The following is a 14,917-nucleotide window of genomic DNA, read 5'->3' on the forward strand; positions in this document are numbered from 1 at the left end:
ACGAGGGCTCACGACCGCGCTCGAGTCATTCGTCATTTTCGCTGTCATTCGCAGCGAGCCCTCATCCGACCCGACTGCGTCGGGCCACCTTCTCCCGCAAGCGGGAGACGGAATCGCGCATGAAGATTTCGCCTCCATCACATCCCCCATTTCTTCACGAACCAGCTCTTCACCAAATGCGCCAGCACACTGTAGCAGATCAGGAATGAAAATATCGCCGGCCAATAGAGGGGCGGCAGCGGCGTGAAGCCGAAGACGCCGGCGATCGGCGAGAAGGGAAGCGCCGCGCCGATGAGGCAGACGGTGAGCGTCGTCAGCAGCAGCGCATTGCTCGCGCGGCTCTCGATGAAGGGAATCCGCGACGTGCGGATAATATGGATGATGAGCGTCTGCGTCAGCAGCGATTCGACGAACCAGCCGCTCTGGAACAGCGCCGGATCGGTCCAGGCGCCGAAGGCGTAGATCATCAGCGCGAAGGTCGCATAATCGAAGATCGAGCTGATCGGCCCGACGCAGAGCACGAATTTGGCGATATTGTCGATGTCCCAGCGGCGCGGCCGCTCGAGATATTCGGCGTCGACATTGTCGGTCGGGATCGCCGTCTGCGAAAAATCATAGAGCAGATTATTGGTCAGCACCTGAATGGGCGTCATCGGCAGGAAGGGCAGAAACATGCTCGCGCCCAGCACGCTGAACATGTTGCCGAAGTTCGAGCTCGCGCCCATCTTGATATATTTGGTAATGTTGGCGAACACTTTGCGGCCCTCGAGCACGCCGTCGCCGAGCACGGCGAGGCTCTTCTCGAGCAAGATGATATCGGCGGTCTCCTTGGCGACGTCGACCGCCGTATCGACGGAAATTCCGACATCCGCCGCCTTCAGCGCCGGCCCGTCATTGATGCCGTCGCCGAGATAGCCGACGACATGACCCTTGCGATGCAGCGCGTCGATGACGCGCGCCTTCTGCGGCGGCGACAGCTTGGCGAAAACGCTCGTCTCCACCGCGAGCGCAGACAAATCCTCGTCGCTCATCGCCTCGATCTGCGACCCCAGCGCGATGCGCCCGACCTCGAGCCCCACATCCTTGCAGATCTTGCGCGTGACGATATCATTGTCGCCGGTCAATATCTTCACCGCGACGCCAGCCTTCGCGAGCGCCGCTATGGCGGGCGCCGCGCTCTCCTTGGGCGGATCGAGAAAAGCGATATAGCCGAGCAGCGTCAGCGCGCTCTCGTCGGCGACGGAAAAGCTGGTCTGCTCCGGCGGCAGCTCCCTATAGGCGACGGCGACGACGCGGAAGCCGTCGGCGTTCAGCTCCTCCGTCTCGCGCCGCGCCGCCTCGAGATGCGAAGGGTCGAGCTCGCCGCAATCGGTCTCGGTCTCGTAGCGCGCCGCAATGGCGAACAGCTCCTCCACCGCGCCTTTGCAGATCAGCAGATGCGGGCCGTCGTCGCGGCGCACCACGACGGAGAGGCGGCGCCGCTCGAAATCGAAGGGAATCTCGTCGATCTTCTCGAATTCATGATCGGGACGCAGCGCGCGCGCCAATTCGTGATGGTCGAGCACCGCGCGATCGAGCAGATTCTTCAATCCCGATTGAAAATGGCTATTGAGAAAGGCGAATTCGAGAACGCGGTCCGAATCCTCGCCGAATATGTCGAGATGGCGCTTCAATATGATGTGGTCCTGCGTCAGCGTGCCGGTCTTGTCGGTGCAGAGCACATCCATCGCGCCAAAGTTCTGGATGGAGTTCAGCCGCTTCACGATCACTTTCTTGCTCGCTATGGCGATCGCGCCCTTGGCGAGATTGACCGTCACGATCATCGGCAGCATTTCCGGCGTCAGGCCCACGGCGACGGAGACGGCGAACAGCAGCGCCTCCAGCCAGTCGCCCTTGGTGACGCCATTGATGACGAACACCGCCGGCGCCATCACCGCCATGAAGAAGACCATCAGCAGAGTGAAGCGCGTCAGCCCCTTGTCGAAGCTGGTCTCGACGCGCGCGCCGGCCATTTTGTCAGCGAGCGCGCCCAGGCATGTGCGCCGTCCCGTCTCCACGATGACGGCCGTCGCAAAGCCGCTGACCACATTCGCGCCCATCAATGCGAGATTTTGCGCGGCGAAAGGATCGCTCGCCGGCGCCGCATGCGCGAATTTCTCCACCGGCATGGATTCGCCGGTCAGCGTCGATTGATTGACGAAAAGATCCTTGGCCTCCAGCAGCCGCAGATCGGCGGGGATCATATCGCCGGCGGAGAGGCGCACGATGTCGCCGGGCGCGAGCCGCTCGATCGGCTCCTCGACGAAGCCATCCGGCGTATGCGCGCCCGGCCGTCGCACGGAGGCGTGCGTGCGCACCATGGCCTGCAAGCGCGCGGCGGCCTCATTGGAGCGATGCTCCTGGAAGAAGGCGAGCCCCACGCTCAGCACCACCATTGCGGCGATGACGACCGAGGCGCGCAGATCGCCGAGCGCGTAAGAGGCGACGGCGAGGGCGAGCAGCAACGCGTTCAGCGGATTCTTCGCCCGCCCGGCGAGCTCGCGCATGACGCTCGCGCGCCGCTCATGGGCGATGCGGTTGAGCCCGACGCGGCGCAGCCGATGCGCGGCCTCGCGCACGCTCAGCCCCGCGCGGGAGGTGCGCAGGGCGGCGAGAACCGCCTCGCCCTCGGCCTCCGCCGCGCGCAGCAGCGCGCCGTCGAGCTGCTTCTCGTGCAGGAGGCGCGTCGCCGAAAATTGCTGGTTCATCTCTTGCAAAATCCCGATTCGGGAGGGGAGCGAAAGAAGCGAAGCTGTTTCATCGCGGGCCGACAAGGCGGCGCGATGTCGCTTCCGCAAGAGCGGCGTCCGAGCCCGGATCGGAGACCGCTCTCGCTGTTCCTGGGGAGCGAATTCCGTCCCCTCGAACGATTCCGTTCGAGCGGAACGCGCTCTGTCAAGCAAAGGTCACGCTTTCTTAACCATGACGAGGCTAGCAAATTCACGAGGCGCCGTCCTCACCTCGCGCGCGTCGCGCCCAAAGGCGCGCGACCTCATGGATCGTTCCGATATGGGACAAGCGATGACCGAGGCCGCAGCGGCCGCGCCGCAATCTACGCCGCAATCGACCTGGACCCTGAACTATCCGCGGCTGCTCAACGCGCTGTTCTGGATCACCGCCTTTTCCGGCTCGGTGGTGTTCATCGAGCCATCGCCCTATGACGGGCTCATCCTGCTGACGCTCATCGTCTGGATTCTGGGCGGCGTGCGTATTCATCGCGCCGTGCTTCCCGGCGTCGCCTTTCTCGTGCTGTGGGCGCTCGGCGGCTACATCTCGCTCATTCCCTATTGGAACGAGCCCGATCCCGTCGAGTTCATGACGCATACGCTGTTCATCTCGACGACGGGCGTCTTCTATATGCTGTTCTTCTCGGAGAACACGTCGAAGCGCTTCGATCTCTGCATGAGCGGCTATGCGGCGAGCTGCATGCTCGCGGCCCTCATAGCGGTCGGCTCCTGGGCCGGCCTGTTCGGCAATCCCGAGACGATGACGCTGGACGGCCGCGCCATGGCGCCCTTCAAGGACCCCAATGTTCTGGGCTCCTATATGGTGCCGGGCGTGCTCTATTTCGTGCAGCGCCTGCTGCTCGGCCGTTGGCGCTACTGGCCGGTGACGCTCGCCGGCCTCGCGCTCTCCGGCGCGGCGCTGTTCACCTCCTTCTCGCGCGGCTCCTGGGGCGCGGCGGTGGTGTCGATCGCGCTGATGACGATCATGTCGGTGATGACGGCGGATTCGCGCAAGATGCGCATACGCATCGGCTTCATGGCGCTCGCCGTGGTCGGCGTCGTCGTGGTCGGAATCGGCGCCGCGCTCACCGACTCCTCGGTGCGCGAGTTCTTCTACAAGCGCGCCTCGGCGACGCAGGACTATGACGAAGGGCCGACCGGCCGCTTCGGCAATCAGAAGCGCTCTCTGCCCATGCTCGTCGAGCGGCCCAACGGCATGGGCCCGCTGCGCTTTCGCCTCATCTTCGGGCTCGAGCCGCACAATAGCTACATCAACGCTTTCGCCTCCAATGGCTGGCTCGGCGGCTTCGCCTTTCTCGGCCTCGTCCTGACGACGACCTTCGTCGGCTTCCGCCTGTCGCTGACGCGCTCGCCCTATCTGCGGCACGGCCAGCTCATCTGGTCGGCGATGTTCGTGTTCTTTCTGCAGGCGTTGCAGATCGACATCGACCATTGGCGCTATTTCTTCATCTATCTCGGCGCCGTCTGGGGCCTCGAGGTCGGCCGCGTGAAATGGGCCGAGCGCGCCGCCTCTACGGCTCGAAGCGAAGCCCGCCCATGATCACATTGGCGGTGAAATTGGAGTTCGCCGTCGAGCTGACGAGGCGCTGCCAGAAATAGCTGCCCTTGATCGAGATGGAGCGGGTCAGCTTATATTCGAGCTTCACGCCCGCCGTGCCGACCTGCTCGAACGTATCCGCGCCCTGATAATTATTGGTCTGATAGCTGCCGGTCGCGGTGATGGTGAAATTGCGGAACATCGCATGCGTCACATCGAATGTGACATTGCGCGAGAGCACGCCGGCCGCGCCCTGCAACGTCGTCTCGGAGAGCGTCGTGCCGGTGCGCAGCGTGATGGTGGTGAGCGGCGTCGCCGTGTAGATGATGGCGGCGTCGATGATCGGCCCGCGCAGGCGCGGCAGGCGCGGATCGGCGTAGTCGCGCTGCGCATAGCCGCCCGAGGCCTCGCCCTTGACGAGATCGGTGATCTTGAAGGTCGTGCCGATTCGGCCGGAGACGCCGGTGCTGTCGCGCGCATAGCCGTAAGGATCGAGCCAGCTGTCATGCGTGCGCTTGTCGATCGTCGCCTCGACATAGGGCTTCATCGATGGATTGAGCTCATAGGCGAGACGCGGATTGATCCCGGGATCGCTATAGCTCGTGCTCATCAGATTGAGCGTGGAGCCGTCGTTGTAATTGGCGTTCTGGAAAATCCAGCGATCGAAGGTCCCGCGCATCGTCGCGTCGAGCCGGCCGAAGCTCTGCGTCACGCCGACGGCTGTCCCCAGCGAAACGATGAGCGGCCGATTGACGACGACGACGTTCGGCAGGCTGGTGACGAGGCCCGGCGCGCCCGGCCGCTGCGAGTCGAGCGTGAACTTGCCTTCGAATTTGACCTTGGTGTCGCGCGCGACGTCCCAGCGATAGAAGACGTCGCCGACGCCGTCCGGGCGATCGGCGTTGTCGACGCTGAAGTAATCGACATAGCCGAGCCGCAGATTCCCCTGAATCTCGTCGCGCAGCCATTCCGAGCGCAGCCGCAGGCCGGCGTCGACGCGAAAGAATTTCGAGCCGTGAAAATCGGAGGTCAGACGATTGGGGTTGGTGTCATAGCCATAGGTCGGCTCGGCGTAGGGGTAGAGGCGCAGCGAGCCCACGCCTATGCCGAGCGGCGCATAGGGATTGGCGTCGACGATCGGCTTGGGTCTCGTCGGAATCTGCGCGGGCAGCGCGACATTGGGCGGCGGCGGGCGCTCGGCCGGCAGATCCAGCGCGCCGCGGAAGCCGCGCATGCGCAGCTTGGCCAGGCGCCGGATTTTCGCCTTGGCGTAGACCGAGGTCTTATAGGCCTCGAGCGGCGGCAGCGGATGCGCCGGCGAGAGCGGCGGCGGCTTCAAGGGCGGCGGCGGCGGATTGGGCCGCGGCAGGCGCGCGCGGACGCGGGGCAGGCCATAATTGGGGCCGCTGGGGGAAAGCTCCGGAGCGCCTCGCCGCTCCTGGTTCGGCTGACTGACCACGGGCGGCGCGGCCTGCGCGCCGGGAATGGGCGGCACGGTCGGCAGATCGCGCAGCGGGGCGATATCGAGCGATGAGGGCGAAAGCGTCTGGCCCTGCGCCGGGCGCAAGGGGGCGATCGTCGCCGGCGCAGCCAGCGACAGAGCGATCAATGTCGTCGCCGCAACGCGGCTCTGAGACTTGGCGGAAGCCACTCGTTCCCTCGCGCGGACGCCCTGTTCGAAGCAGGCGCGATGGAGTCGAGCGTTAAGCAGTTATGGTTAACGGAGGCTTACCAGTCGAGGCTCAGGCCGGGGGTCACTCGCCGAGCGCGGCCATATAGAGGTCGAGAATTTCCTCCTCCTCGGCGCGCTTATGCTTGTCCTGGCGGCGCAAGGAGATGATCTTGCGCATGATCTTGGGGTCGAAGCCGGTGCTCTTGGCCTCGCCATAGACGTCCTTGATGTCGTCGGCGATGGCGCGTTTTTCTTCCTCGAGCCGCTCGATGCGCTCGATGAAGGAACGCAAATGCCCGCCATTCACCTCGCCGGTCGGATCGATCCCGGCGCTGGCCTCCATCTCTCGGGCGGCGACCCTGTTGCTGGCCATGATCTTCTCCTAAAGGACTCTGGGGAAAGTTCGGATGCTGGGGCTCGGAGCTCTGGAGGGGACCGCGGCGCCCGGGTCCAGGACGGAGGGGAGCCATGCCAAGCCGCGACCGGCGCCGTCAAGCGCGAGACGAAATAATCCCCGCTTTCCTCCCGTCCGAGCTTGACGCCGGTCCTCGCGCCCCCGACATCTGCCGCGGAATCGACGAGAGGATACGAATATGTACGAAGCCGGCGGCGACGGCCGCATCTATCCGGTCTCGCCGGAGCAGCGGCCGCTCCCGCCGCGGGAGGCGCTGGCCGGCGTCCGCATGCGGCGCGTTTTCGCCGTCTGCCTCGATCTGATCGCCGTGGCGCTGCTGTCGGGAGCGCTGTGGCTCGCGCTGCTGGTGCTGAGCTTCGGCCTGTCGGCTCTGCTGCTGCCGCCGATGTTTCCGCTCGTCGCCTTTTTCTACAATGGCCTCACGGTCTCCGGCTGGCGGCGGGCGACGCCGGGGATGCGCGCCATGGACCTCGAGGTCCGACTCGCCGATGGCGCGCCGGCTCCCTTCCTCAATGCCGCCGTCCAAAGCGTGCTCTTCTATGTGAGCTGGCTGTTCCCGCCGCTGCTGCTCGTCACCTTCATCACCCCCGACAAGCGCTGCCTGCACGACATTCTGGCCGATGTGATCGTTCTGCGCCGCGCAGAATGAGGCCTCGAGAGCGAAAAATTCTTGGCGCGCGGCGGGCGTCGATTCTAATATCGCGGTCAGTCCGCGCTGGAAGGCGTCGGAGCGTGCGGTATATCGAATTCGGCGACAGGACGAGATCAGCGTGACGAGAGAACCCCGCGACGCGCCGCAATTCTATCTCACCTCGCCGGCGCCGTGCCCCTATCTGCCCGGGCGCGACGAGCGCAAGGTGTTCACCCATCTCATCGGCCGCCGCGCGCCGGCGCTCAATGACACTTTGACGCAATCTGGCTTCCGCCGCTCGCAGACCATCGCCTATCGGCCGGCCTGCGAGACCTGCCGAGCCTGCGTCTCGGTGCGCGTGAAGGTCGAAGAGTTCCAGCAATCCAAAGGCTTGCGCCGGGTGGCGCGGCGCAACGCCGACCTCTTCGCCGACGCGCGCCGCCCCCATGCCGTGACCGAGCAATATGCGCTGTTCCGCGCCTATGTCGGGGCGCGGCACAATGACGGCGGCATGGCCGATATGAGCATGATCGACTATCAGATGATGGTCGAGGACAGCCATGTGGAGACGCGGCTCATCGAATATCGCCTGCCCGGCGCCAATGGCGGGCCGGACAAGCTCGTCGCCTGCTGCCTGACCGATTTTCTCGCCGACGGCCTGTCGATGGTCTATTCCTTCTACGATCCGACTTTGGACGAGCGCTCGCTCGGCGCCTTCATGATTCTCGACCATGTGGAGCGGGTGCGCCGCGCCGCGCTGCCGCATCTCTATCTCGGCTATTGGGTCGATGGCTCCCGCAAAATGGCCTATAAGGCCCGCTTCCTGCCGCAGGAGCGACTCGGCATGGACGGCTGGAAGCGCGTCGGCTGATTCGTTTTGCCCGCTTTCCTGAAGGCCAGATGAACGAAGCGGCCATGCGCCGTTCAGCTTCCTCGGATTAACCTTTGCTTCGTCATCGGGAATTGCCGGCCGGCGCTCGGCGCGGCCGAAGGAAGCGAAGGAGAGCGTCCATGGGCGCGAGAATCACGAAAATCGCCGCACTCGCGATCGCCGGCGTCGTCGCTGCGACGACCATCGGCGCCGCCACGCCGGCTCTCGCCAACGGCTGGGGGCATCATGGCGGCTGGGGCCATGGCGGCGGCTGGGGCCGTCCGGGTTGGGGCTACGGCGGCGGCTACGGCTGGCGCGGCGGCCATCGCGGCTACGGCTGGGGCGCTCCGGTCGCGGCCGGCGTGCTCGGCGCTCTGGCGGTCGGCGCGATCGCCGGCGCCGCCGCGCAGCCCCATTACGGCTATGGCGGCGGCTACGGCTATGGCGGCTGCTATCCGGCCAATCAGCCGGTCGTCGACGGCTGGGGCAATGTCGTCGCCTACCGCCGCGTGCAAGTCTGCGACTGATCTTTAGTCTGCGACTGATCTTTTTCGAATTGAAGAATTCGGCGTCTGGTCAGCCAGCAGCGCCGAAGGCCGCCGCCGCCTCCCCGCCCCCTCTCGCGCGACGGCGCGCTCAGGGCCTCCCGGACTTCCCCTCCGGGAGGCCTGTTTTGTCCGTCACGAGCGCCTTTTCGGTCACAGACGACTTTTGTCTTTCACAGGCGCCGCAGCGACAGCGCCTTGCCTTCCTTGGCGTCGCGGCGCCAGAGCCCATCGGGCTCCTGGTCGAAATGCGCCTTGTGGCCCTTGCGGGCGGTGAGCGCGAGACGGCCGCGCTCGAGCGACCAGCCCACCGGATCGAAGATGACGACGCCCTGGTCGCGGCAGGCCGGCGCCAGCTGCGCGCGGAAGCCGCCGGGACCACGGCCGCGGTCGTCCAGCGTCAGCATGCAGCCCGTGTCCTTGTCGCCGGCGCGCAGGATCGCATAGCGGCCGGCGACGCCCGGCTGCGCCGCGACGGCGGGCGGCGCGAAGGCCGGCAGGCAGGCCACGACGGCAAGGCCGAGGCTCGCGGCCAGGGCCGTGGCTCCGGGAAATTTCGACATGGAGGACTCCGAGAAATCATCTGCGAATCGCTGAAGAATATTGCGCTCTCCCTACGAGAAGACAAAGCCTGCGGACAAGAAAATTCATCCCCCGTCGCTTGGGCGGCGCCGACACCCGCGCTTTCTGTCGCACGAGTCTTTTGCGAAGCCGGCCGGCAAGGTCTAAATGATCTCGCGAGGAGCCTCGGGACGTCCCCTCGCGATCGGAGCCGACACTATGACCAGCGCCTCTCTCGCTCTCGCCGAACGCTCGGCGCCGCGTTACACGAGCTATCCCACCTCTCCGCATTTCTCGGCGGGCGTCGGGCCGGAGCAAGCCGCGCGCTGGCTGGGCGAGCTCTCGCCGCAGGCCAATCTGTCGCTCTATCTGCACGTTCCCTTCTGCCCGGCGATCTGCACCTATTGCGGCTGCCACACCAAGGCGCTGCGCCAGGACGCGCCGCTCACCTCCTATAAGGAGACGCTGCTGCGCGAGATCGAGCTCGTCGCGGCCTCGACGCCGGCGCGCCATGTGCGCTCCATCCACTGGGGCGGCGGCACGCCGAGCATGCTCGGCCCCTCTCGCTTCCGCGAGGTGGCGCATGTGCTGGGCGAGCAATTCGACATCGCCCGCGACGTCGAGCATGCGATCGAGCTGGACCCGCGCCTCGTCGACGCCGCGCTCGCCGAGGCGCTGGTCGCCTCCGGCGTCGATCGCGTCTCGCTCGGCGTGCAGGATTTCAACCCGCATGTGCAGAAGGCCGCCGGCCGCGAGCAGCCTTACGAGGTGGTGGAGCGCTGCGTCGCCATTCTGCGCGAAGCGGGACTCGAGTCGATCAATTTCGATCTGATGTACGGCCTGCCGGAGCAGAGCGTCGACGATGTGATCCGCACGGCGAAGCTCGCCGCCGGCCTTTCGCCGAGCCGGCTCGCCGTTTTCGGCTACGCCCATGTGCCCTGGTTCGCAGTGCATCAAAAGCTGATCGATCAGGCGGCGCTCGCCGGCGCCAATGAACGCCTCGCCCAGGCGGAGGCCGTGCGCGCGACGCTGGAGGCGGAAGGCTTCGAGGCGATCGGCCTCGATCATTTCGCGCGGCCGCAGGACACGATGGCGCAGGCCGCGCGCAATGGCGAATTGCATCGCAACTTCCAAGGCTACACGACCGACCAGGCGGATGCGCTCATCGGCTTGGGCGTCTCCTCCATCGGCCGTCTGCCGCAAGGCTATATCGGCAATATCGGCGACACCGGGAACTGGCGCCGCTCCGTCGAGGCGGAGCGTCTGCCCGTCGCACGCGGGCTCGCCTTCACCGCGGAAGACAAAGCGCGCGGCGCCGTCATCGAGCGCTTGATGTGTGATTTCTCAGTCGATTTCGGCGCGATCGCCGCAGCGCATCATTTTCGCGAGGACGCTTTCGACGACGCCGTGCCGCATCTGTCGACGCTGCTCGACGAGGGACTCGTCGCGCTCGACGGCCGCCGCCTGACGATCGCGCCGCGCGGTCGTCCGTTCGCGCGTCTCGCCGCAGCCGCTTTCGACGCCTATCTCGAAGCGAAGGCCGCGCGCCATTCCGTCGCCGTGTGAATCATTCACCGATCGGCCGACTCTCGATTCCATGACGCGCGGCGTGCGAGGCGATCGACTCGTCACCGTGGCCTGTGTTATTACGGATGTGTTTCTTATCCCCGGCTCAATTTCGCTCGGCCGGGAGTCGGCATTGACAAAACGATCGTAACCTCGAATTGTCTCAATATGAACTAAGTACTAACGCCTAGGCGATTCTCACAGCTTTCATCGTAAAGCGTCGCGTCGAGTCCCAGAGTGGTCGAACGGCGCAGATCATTCCGAGGAATTAGGATAATGCTCGCATCGCCGCTCGTTCTGGTCGGAGCCGACAAGGGCGGAGTCGGCAAGAGCACAGTGACGAGGCTCCTGATCGACTTCCTGCAGATGGCGAACCGCGCGGTGCGCGTCTACGACACGCAGGCGCCCACAGGCGCGTTGAAGCGCTTCTATCCCGACATCGCAGAGATCATCGACATCAGAGACGTGCGCCATCAGGCCCGTCTCGTCGAAAGCCTCACCGAGCACGACGCCGTCACCATCGTCGACATAAAGGCCGGACAGCTCATGGGCACGCTGCGCTTCATGGAGGATGTCGGGCTGCTCGACGCCGCGTCGCGCGGCGAGGCGCGCGTGCTGGTGCTGCATCTCATCGGCGCGTCCGTCGCCTCGCTCTCCGAGCTCGAGGAAGTCGGCCCCTACAAGAACAAATGCGAATATCGAGTCGTCAAGAATTTCATCAACGCCTCCAACTTCTTTCAAGAGAACCCCCGCTTCTCGGAGCGCTATCTCGGCGAGAGCGACGCGGGCCGCGAGATCATCGTGCCGCGGCTCGATCCGCTCGCCTATGAGGCGGTGGAGCTCGCCGGTCTGCCTTTTTCCTCTTTTGTGTTCGACGAGCCCGCGCGCGGCGGCGAAATTCGGCCGCGCTCCTTCGTGCTCCGCGGCTATGTCCGCACATGGCTCGAACGGTCATGGACCAATTTCGAAGCTGCAGGACTGCGCAGCTTCGTCGCTCCGTCCACGGAAAAAATCTGATTCCAAGAAGCCGGTGAACGGCGCAACAAAAGGAGACCACCGTGATGAAAGACTTTCGACCCGAAGAAAAGAACGTCGTCTATATCGGCGAAGGCGTGTCGCTGACGGGCTCGGTGAAGGCGCAGGACACGATCGTCGTCGACGGCGCCGTCGACGGTGAGATTTCCTGCAGCCAGCTGATCGTCGGCCCGTCGGGCGTCGTCAATGGCGCCATCTCCGTTTCCGACGCGGACATCTACGGCCGCATCGGCACCGACATCACCATCAAGCAATTGCTGATTGTGCGCTCCACCGGGCGCGTCGAGGGCAAGTGGATCTACGGCGAGATCGAGGTCGAGAAGGGCGGCGTGCTGTTCGGCACGGCCGAGTCGACCGAAATCCGCTCCGAGCGCAAGCCCGCGAACGCGAAGGAAGAGAAAGCCTCGTTCAAGAATTTCGAGAAGCCCGCTCTCGTCTCCTCCAATGAAGCCGATGCGGACGCCGCCCCCGTCACCAGCATTTCGTCGCGCGCGCTGCGCGATCGCCGCAAGGCCTGAGAAGGCTGGAGCGCAATCGGACGGCCCCCGTCCGATTGCGCTCCCGGGCGCCGTGACGTTCTGTTCATCAATTCGCTTTTTGTGAATTCGCTCGTTCTTGTCCGAAAGCCGAGGCGCACGTCTCTGGGACCGCGCCGAACCCGTGCTTCATTTGGGACGAATCCGAGCGGGATGCGCTCTAGGGCAAGGCCGAGCGCATCAGCTTGCCATTGCGATTGCGTGGCAGCGCCTCGAGAAAAACCACCTGCCGCGGACGCTTATAGGCCGCGAGATGCGCGGCGCAATGAGCGAGCATGTCCTCCTCGCCCAGCCTCGCCTCCTCGCGCAAAATCACATAGGCTCTGATGATCGTCTGATCGTCGCGGCCGGCCCGTTCCGCGACCGCGGCGTCGGCGACGAGCGGATGCGCCAGCAGGCATTTCTCCACTTCCGCCGGAGAGACGCGATAGCCGAGGGCGTTCATCACCTCATCGGCGCGGCCGTGATGCCACATGTATCCGTCGGCGTCGAATGCGACGAGATCGCCGGAGACGAACCAGTCGCCGCGAAAGGCTTCCTTTTCCTCCTCCGGCCGGTTCCAATAGCGCAGCATCAGACCCGGCTCGTCGCGATGCACGGCGAGCACGCCCGTCTCGCCGACGCCCAGCGGCTCGGTCCCCTCCTCGCGCGGCAGCGCCGCGACGATGCGGCCCGGCTGCGGACGCCCCGGCGAGCCCGGCCGCACGGGAACCGTCGGCGCGCTGGAAATAAAGGTCGAGATCTCGCTCATGCCGAAGGCTTCATAAAGCTCGGTCTTGGCGCGCGCGCGCCATTCCTCCAGCAGGCTCGGCGAGAGAGCGGCGCCGGCGGTGAGCCCATGCCGCAGGCTCGAGAGATCATGCGTCTCGAGCGCCGCATATTTGAGAATCTGGCGATAGACGCCCGGCACGGCGGCGAAGATCGTCGCGCGATGACGCTCGACGAGGCGCGGCCAGACGGCAGGGTCGGGCCGGCCATTGTAGAGCACGGCGGAGGCGCCATTGGCGAGCGGATCGACGACGCCGACGCCGAGCGTGTAGGTCCAATTCATCGCGCCCGCATGCAGCATCACATCCGCCGCGGTGAGGCCCTGCCAATGCGCATACATCGGCCGTCGCGCCCAGGCCGCGCGCTGCGCATGCAGCACGCCCTTGGGCCGGCTCGTCGTGCCCGATGTGTAGACGAGATAGGCGGGATCGTCGGCGTCGGTGTCGGCGTAATGTTCGAGCGGCGCGCCCTGCAGGAGGCGCGCGAGATCGTCGCCGCGCAAGACGGCGACGCCGGCGCGCTCATGCGCTTCGTTCTCGAAATCGCGGCCGAGCGCCAGCGCCGCGGCGCCGCAATCGTCGAGCAGGAAGGCGGCCTCCTCGGCGGTGAGCTGAGAGGAGGCAAGCAGCGCGACATAGCCCGCGGCGATGGCGGCGAAATAGGAGAGGACGGCGCCGGCCTCATTGCCCATGCGGATCATCACCCGCGCGCCGGGCGCGAGGCCGAGCGCGCGAAACCCCGCCGCCAACACGCGCACGTCGCGGTCGAGCGCCGCATAGCTCCAGCTCTGCTCGCCCTCGTCGCCGACGATGACGATCGCGGTCTTGCCCGGCTGGGCGCGCGCATGATCGGCGATGCAATAGCGCGCGAGATTGAAACGCGCGGGGACGGGGTCGATCATGCGCTCACACAGCTCTCGAGACCGCGCCCGTCAGTCGAACAGGCTCGACACGCTCTCCTCGCGCGCCGTGCGGGCGATGGCCTCGCCGATCAGCGCGCCGATCGAGATGACGCGAATGTTGCGCGCCTCCTGAACCGCGGCCGTCGCCGCGATCGTGTCGGTGAGCACCAGCTCCTTCAGCTTGGAGGCGGCGACGCGCTCGGCCGCCGCGCCCGACAGCACGCCATGGGTGATATAGGCCGAGACGGAGGTCGCGCCCGCGGTGAGCAGCGCCTCGGCGGCGTTGCACAGAGTGCCGCCGGAATCGACGATGTCGTCGACGAGAATGCAATTGCGGCCCGAGACGTCGCCGATGATGTTCATCACCTCCGATTCGCCGGCGCGCTCGCGGCGCTTGTCGACGATGGCGAGCGGCGCATCGATGCGCTTGGCCAGAGCGCGGGCGCGCACGACGCCGCCGGTGTCGGGCGAGACGACCATCACATTCGGCAGCTTGGCGTGCGATTTGATATCCGCGACCATGACCGGAGCGGCGAAGAGATTGTCGGTCGGAATGTCGAAGAAGCCCTGGATCTGCCCGGCGTGGAGATCGACGGTCAGCACGCGATCGGCGCCGGCCCGGGTGATGAGATTGGCGACGAGCTTGGCCGAGATCGGCGTGCGCGACGTGCCTTTGCGGTCCTGCCGGGCGTAGCCGAAATAGGGAATGACCGCGGTGATGCGGCGCGCCGACGCGCGGCGCAGCGCGTCGATCATGATGAGCAGCTCCATCAGATGGTCGTTCGACGGCGCCGAGGTCGATTGCACGACGAAAGTGTCCTGCCCGCGCACATTCTCCTGAATCTCGACGAACACCTCCATATCGGCGAAGCGCCGCACCTGCGCTCGGCACAAGGGCACGCCGACATAGGCGGCGATCGCCTCGGCGAGCGCGCGATTGGAATTGCCTGCGAGAATTTTCATCGCCGCCATCGAACCGCCTCGACCCTCACCACGTGACACGGCGGCCTCTTAGCAGCGATGCGGCCGTGGGACAATACGGCAGGAATATGACACCCTCCCGCAGCGCCTCGGCCGGAGCATGCGCAATGCG

Annotated in this window: 13 protein-coding genes; 7 read left to right on the top strand and 6 right to left on the bottom strand. The window is 65.7% G+C overall.

All coding sequences use genetic code 11. From position 1 onward, the window contains the following. Nucleotides 1-137: 137 nt before the first annotated feature. The gene (gene mgtA / locus VIF40_RS15155; protein ID WP_331938344.1) at nucleotides 138-2,747 is read right to left on the bottom strand and encodes a magnesium-translocating P-type ATPase; all 2,610 of its coding nucleotides are present in this window, start codon (nucleotides 2,745-2,747) and stop codon (nucleotides 138-140) included. Nucleotides 2,748-3,048: 301 nt separating this feature from the next. Here mgtA and VIF40_RS15160 point away from each other — a divergent pair, with 301 nt between their 5' ends. Next, nucleotides 3,049-4,326 (top strand): O-antigen ligase family protein, encoded by a 1,278-nt coding sequence (locus VIF40_RS15160; protein WP_331938345.1) that lies wholly within the window; start codon nucleotides 3,049-3,051, stop codon nucleotides 4,324-4,326. Here VIF40_RS15160 and VIF40_RS15165 read toward each other — a convergent pair. Together VIF40_RS15165 and VIF40_RS15170 are read right to left on the bottom strand one after the other, a co-directional pair. After that, nucleotides 4,298-5,974, bottom strand: a complete 1,677-nt coding sequence (locus VIF40_RS15165; protein WP_331938346.1) for an outer membrane beta-barrel protein — start codon at nucleotides 5,972-5,974, stop codon at nucleotides 4,298-4,300. The two genes, VIF40_RS15160 and VIF40_RS15165, sit on opposite strands and share 29 nt — an antisense overlap. A 103-nt stretch (nucleotides 5,975-6,077) precedes the next feature. Then, nucleotides 6,078-6,338: a DUF2312 domain-containing protein gene (locus tag VIF40_RS15170; protein WP_331938389.1), complete on the bottom strand. Its 261-nt coding sequence runs from the start codon at nucleotides 6,336-6,338 to the stop codon at nucleotides 6,078-6,080. A gap of 250 nt (nucleotides 6,339-6,588) precedes the next feature. Here VIF40_RS15170 and VIF40_RS15175 point away from each other — a divergent pair, with 250 nt between their 5' ends. From VIF40_RS15175 to VIF40_RS15185, 3 genes are all read left to right on the top strand, one after another. Next, entirely contained in the window at nucleotides 6,589-7,059 is a 471-nt protein-coding gene (locus tag VIF40_RS15175; protein WP_331938347.1) for an RDD family protein, read from the top strand. Nucleotides 7,060-7,180: 121 nt separating this feature from the next. Then, nucleotides 7,181-7,912 (top strand): arginyltransferase, encoded by a 732-nt coding sequence (locus VIF40_RS15180; RefSeq protein ID WP_331938348.1) that lies wholly within the window; start codon nucleotides 7,181-7,183, stop codon nucleotides 7,910-7,912. 140 nt (nucleotides 7,913-8,052) lie between these two features. After that, nucleotides 8,053-8,439 (top strand): hypothetical protein, encoded by a 387-nt coding sequence (locus VIF40_RS15185; protein ID WP_331938349.1) that lies wholly within the window; start codon nucleotides 8,053-8,055, stop codon nucleotides 8,437-8,439. A gap of 191 nt (nucleotides 8,440-8,630) precedes the next feature. Here the strand turns inward: VIF40_RS15185 and VIF40_RS15190 are convergent, their stop codons facing one another. After that, a complete protein-coding gene (locus VIF40_RS15190) occupies nucleotides 8,631-9,020 on the bottom strand; it encodes an AprI/Inh family metalloprotease inhibitor (protein WP_331938350.1) in 390 nt (129 codons plus the stop codon). Nucleotides 9,021-9,237: 217 nt separating this feature from the next. On the opposite strand from VIF40_RS15190, the gene hemN reads away from it, so the two are divergent. The 3 genes from hemN to VIF40_RS15205 all read left to right on the top strand — a co-directional run bounded on the left by hemN (nucleotide 9,238) and on the right by VIF40_RS15205 (nucleotide 12,137). Then, on the top strand, nucleotides 9,238-10,584 hold the full coding sequence (gene hemN, locus VIF40_RS15195) for an oxygen-independent coproporphyrinogen III oxidase (protein ID WP_331938351.1): 1,347 nt from the start codon (nucleotides 9,238-9,240) through the stop codon (nucleotides 10,582-10,584). Nucleotides 10,585-10,860: 276 nt separating this feature from the next. Continuing rightward, nucleotides 10,861-11,601: an ATP-binding protein gene (locus VIF40_RS15200; protein WP_331938352.1), complete on the top strand. Its 741-nt coding sequence runs from the start codon at nucleotides 10,861-10,863 to the stop codon at nucleotides 11,599-11,601. Nucleotides 11,602-11,645: 44 nt separating this feature from the next. Continuing rightward, nucleotides 11,646-12,137, top strand: a complete 492-nt coding sequence (locus tag VIF40_RS15205; RefSeq protein WP_331938353.1) for a polymer-forming cytoskeletal protein — start codon at nucleotides 11,646-11,648, stop codon at nucleotides 12,135-12,137. Nucleotides 12,138-12,315: 178 nt separating this feature from the next. On the opposite strand, the gene VIF40_RS15210 is transcribed toward VIF40_RS15205, so the two are convergent. Both VIF40_RS15210 and VIF40_RS15215 read right to left on the bottom strand, forming a co-directional pair. After that, on the bottom strand, nucleotides 12,316-13,824 hold the full coding sequence (locus VIF40_RS15210) for an acyl-CoA synthetase (protein ID WP_331938354.1): 1,509 nt from the start codon (nucleotides 13,822-13,824) through the stop codon (nucleotides 12,316-12,318). Nucleotides 13,825-13,854: 30 nt separating this feature from the next. Beyond that, nucleotides 13,855-14,796, bottom strand: coding sequence for a ribose-phosphate pyrophosphokinase (locus tag VIF40_RS15215; protein WP_331938355.1), 942 nt, complete (start codon nucleotides 14,794-14,796; stop codon nucleotides 13,855-13,857). Between the last annotated feature and the right edge of the window lie 121 nt (nucleotides 14,797-14,917).

It is taken from the genome of Methylosinus sp., assembly GCF_036560965.1.
Taxonomy (GTDB): domain Bacteria; phylum Pseudomonadota; class Alphaproteobacteria; order Rhizobiales; family Beijerinckiaceae; genus Methylosinus.

Excerpts from the sequence above, each read along its gene's own strand:
- VIF40_RS15215 (WP_331938355.1), bottom strand. The coding sequence starts at position 14,796 with ATGGCGGCGATGAAAATTCTCGCAGGCAATTCCAATCGCGCGCTCGCC.
- VIF40_RS15175 (WP_331938347.1), top strand. The coding sequence starts at position 6,589 with ATGTACGAAGCCGGCGGCGACGGCCGCATCTATCCGGTCTCGCCGGAG.
- hemN (WP_331938351.1), top strand. The coding sequence starts at position 9,238 with ATGACCAGCGCCTCTCTCGCTCTCGCCGAACGCTCGGCGCCGCGTTAC.
- VIF40_RS15210 (WP_331938354.1), bottom strand. The coding sequence starts at position 13,824 with ATGATCGACCCCGTCCCCGCGCGTTTCAATCTCGCGCGCTATTGCATC.
- mgtA (WP_331938344.1), bottom strand. The coding sequence starts at position 2,747 with ATGAACCAGCAATTTTCGGCGACGCGCCTCCTGCACGAGAAGCAGCTC.
- VIF40_RS15205 (WP_331938353.1), top strand. The coding sequence starts at position 11,646 with ATGAAAGACTTTCGACCCGAAGAAAAGAACGTCGTCTATATCGGCGAA.
- VIF40_RS15160 (WP_331938345.1), top strand. The coding sequence starts at position 3,049 with ATGGGACAAGCGATGACCGAGGCCGCAGCGGCCGCGCCGCAATCTACG.
- VIF40_RS15190 (WP_331938350.1), bottom strand. The coding sequence starts at position 9,020 with ATGTCGAAATTTCCCGGAGCCACGGCCCTGGCCGCGAGCCTCGGCCTT.
- VIF40_RS15185 (WP_331938349.1), top strand. The coding sequence starts at position 8,053 with ATGGGCGCGAGAATCACGAAAATCGCCGCACTCGCGATCGCCGGCGTC.
- VIF40_RS15170 (WP_331938389.1), bottom strand. The coding sequence starts at position 6,338 with ATGGAGGCCAGCGCCGGGATCGATCCGACCGGCGAGGTGAATGGCGGG.
- VIF40_RS15200 (WP_331938352.1), top strand. The coding sequence starts at position 10,861 with ATGCTCGCATCGCCGCTCGTTCTGGTCGGAGCCGACAAGGGCGGAGTC.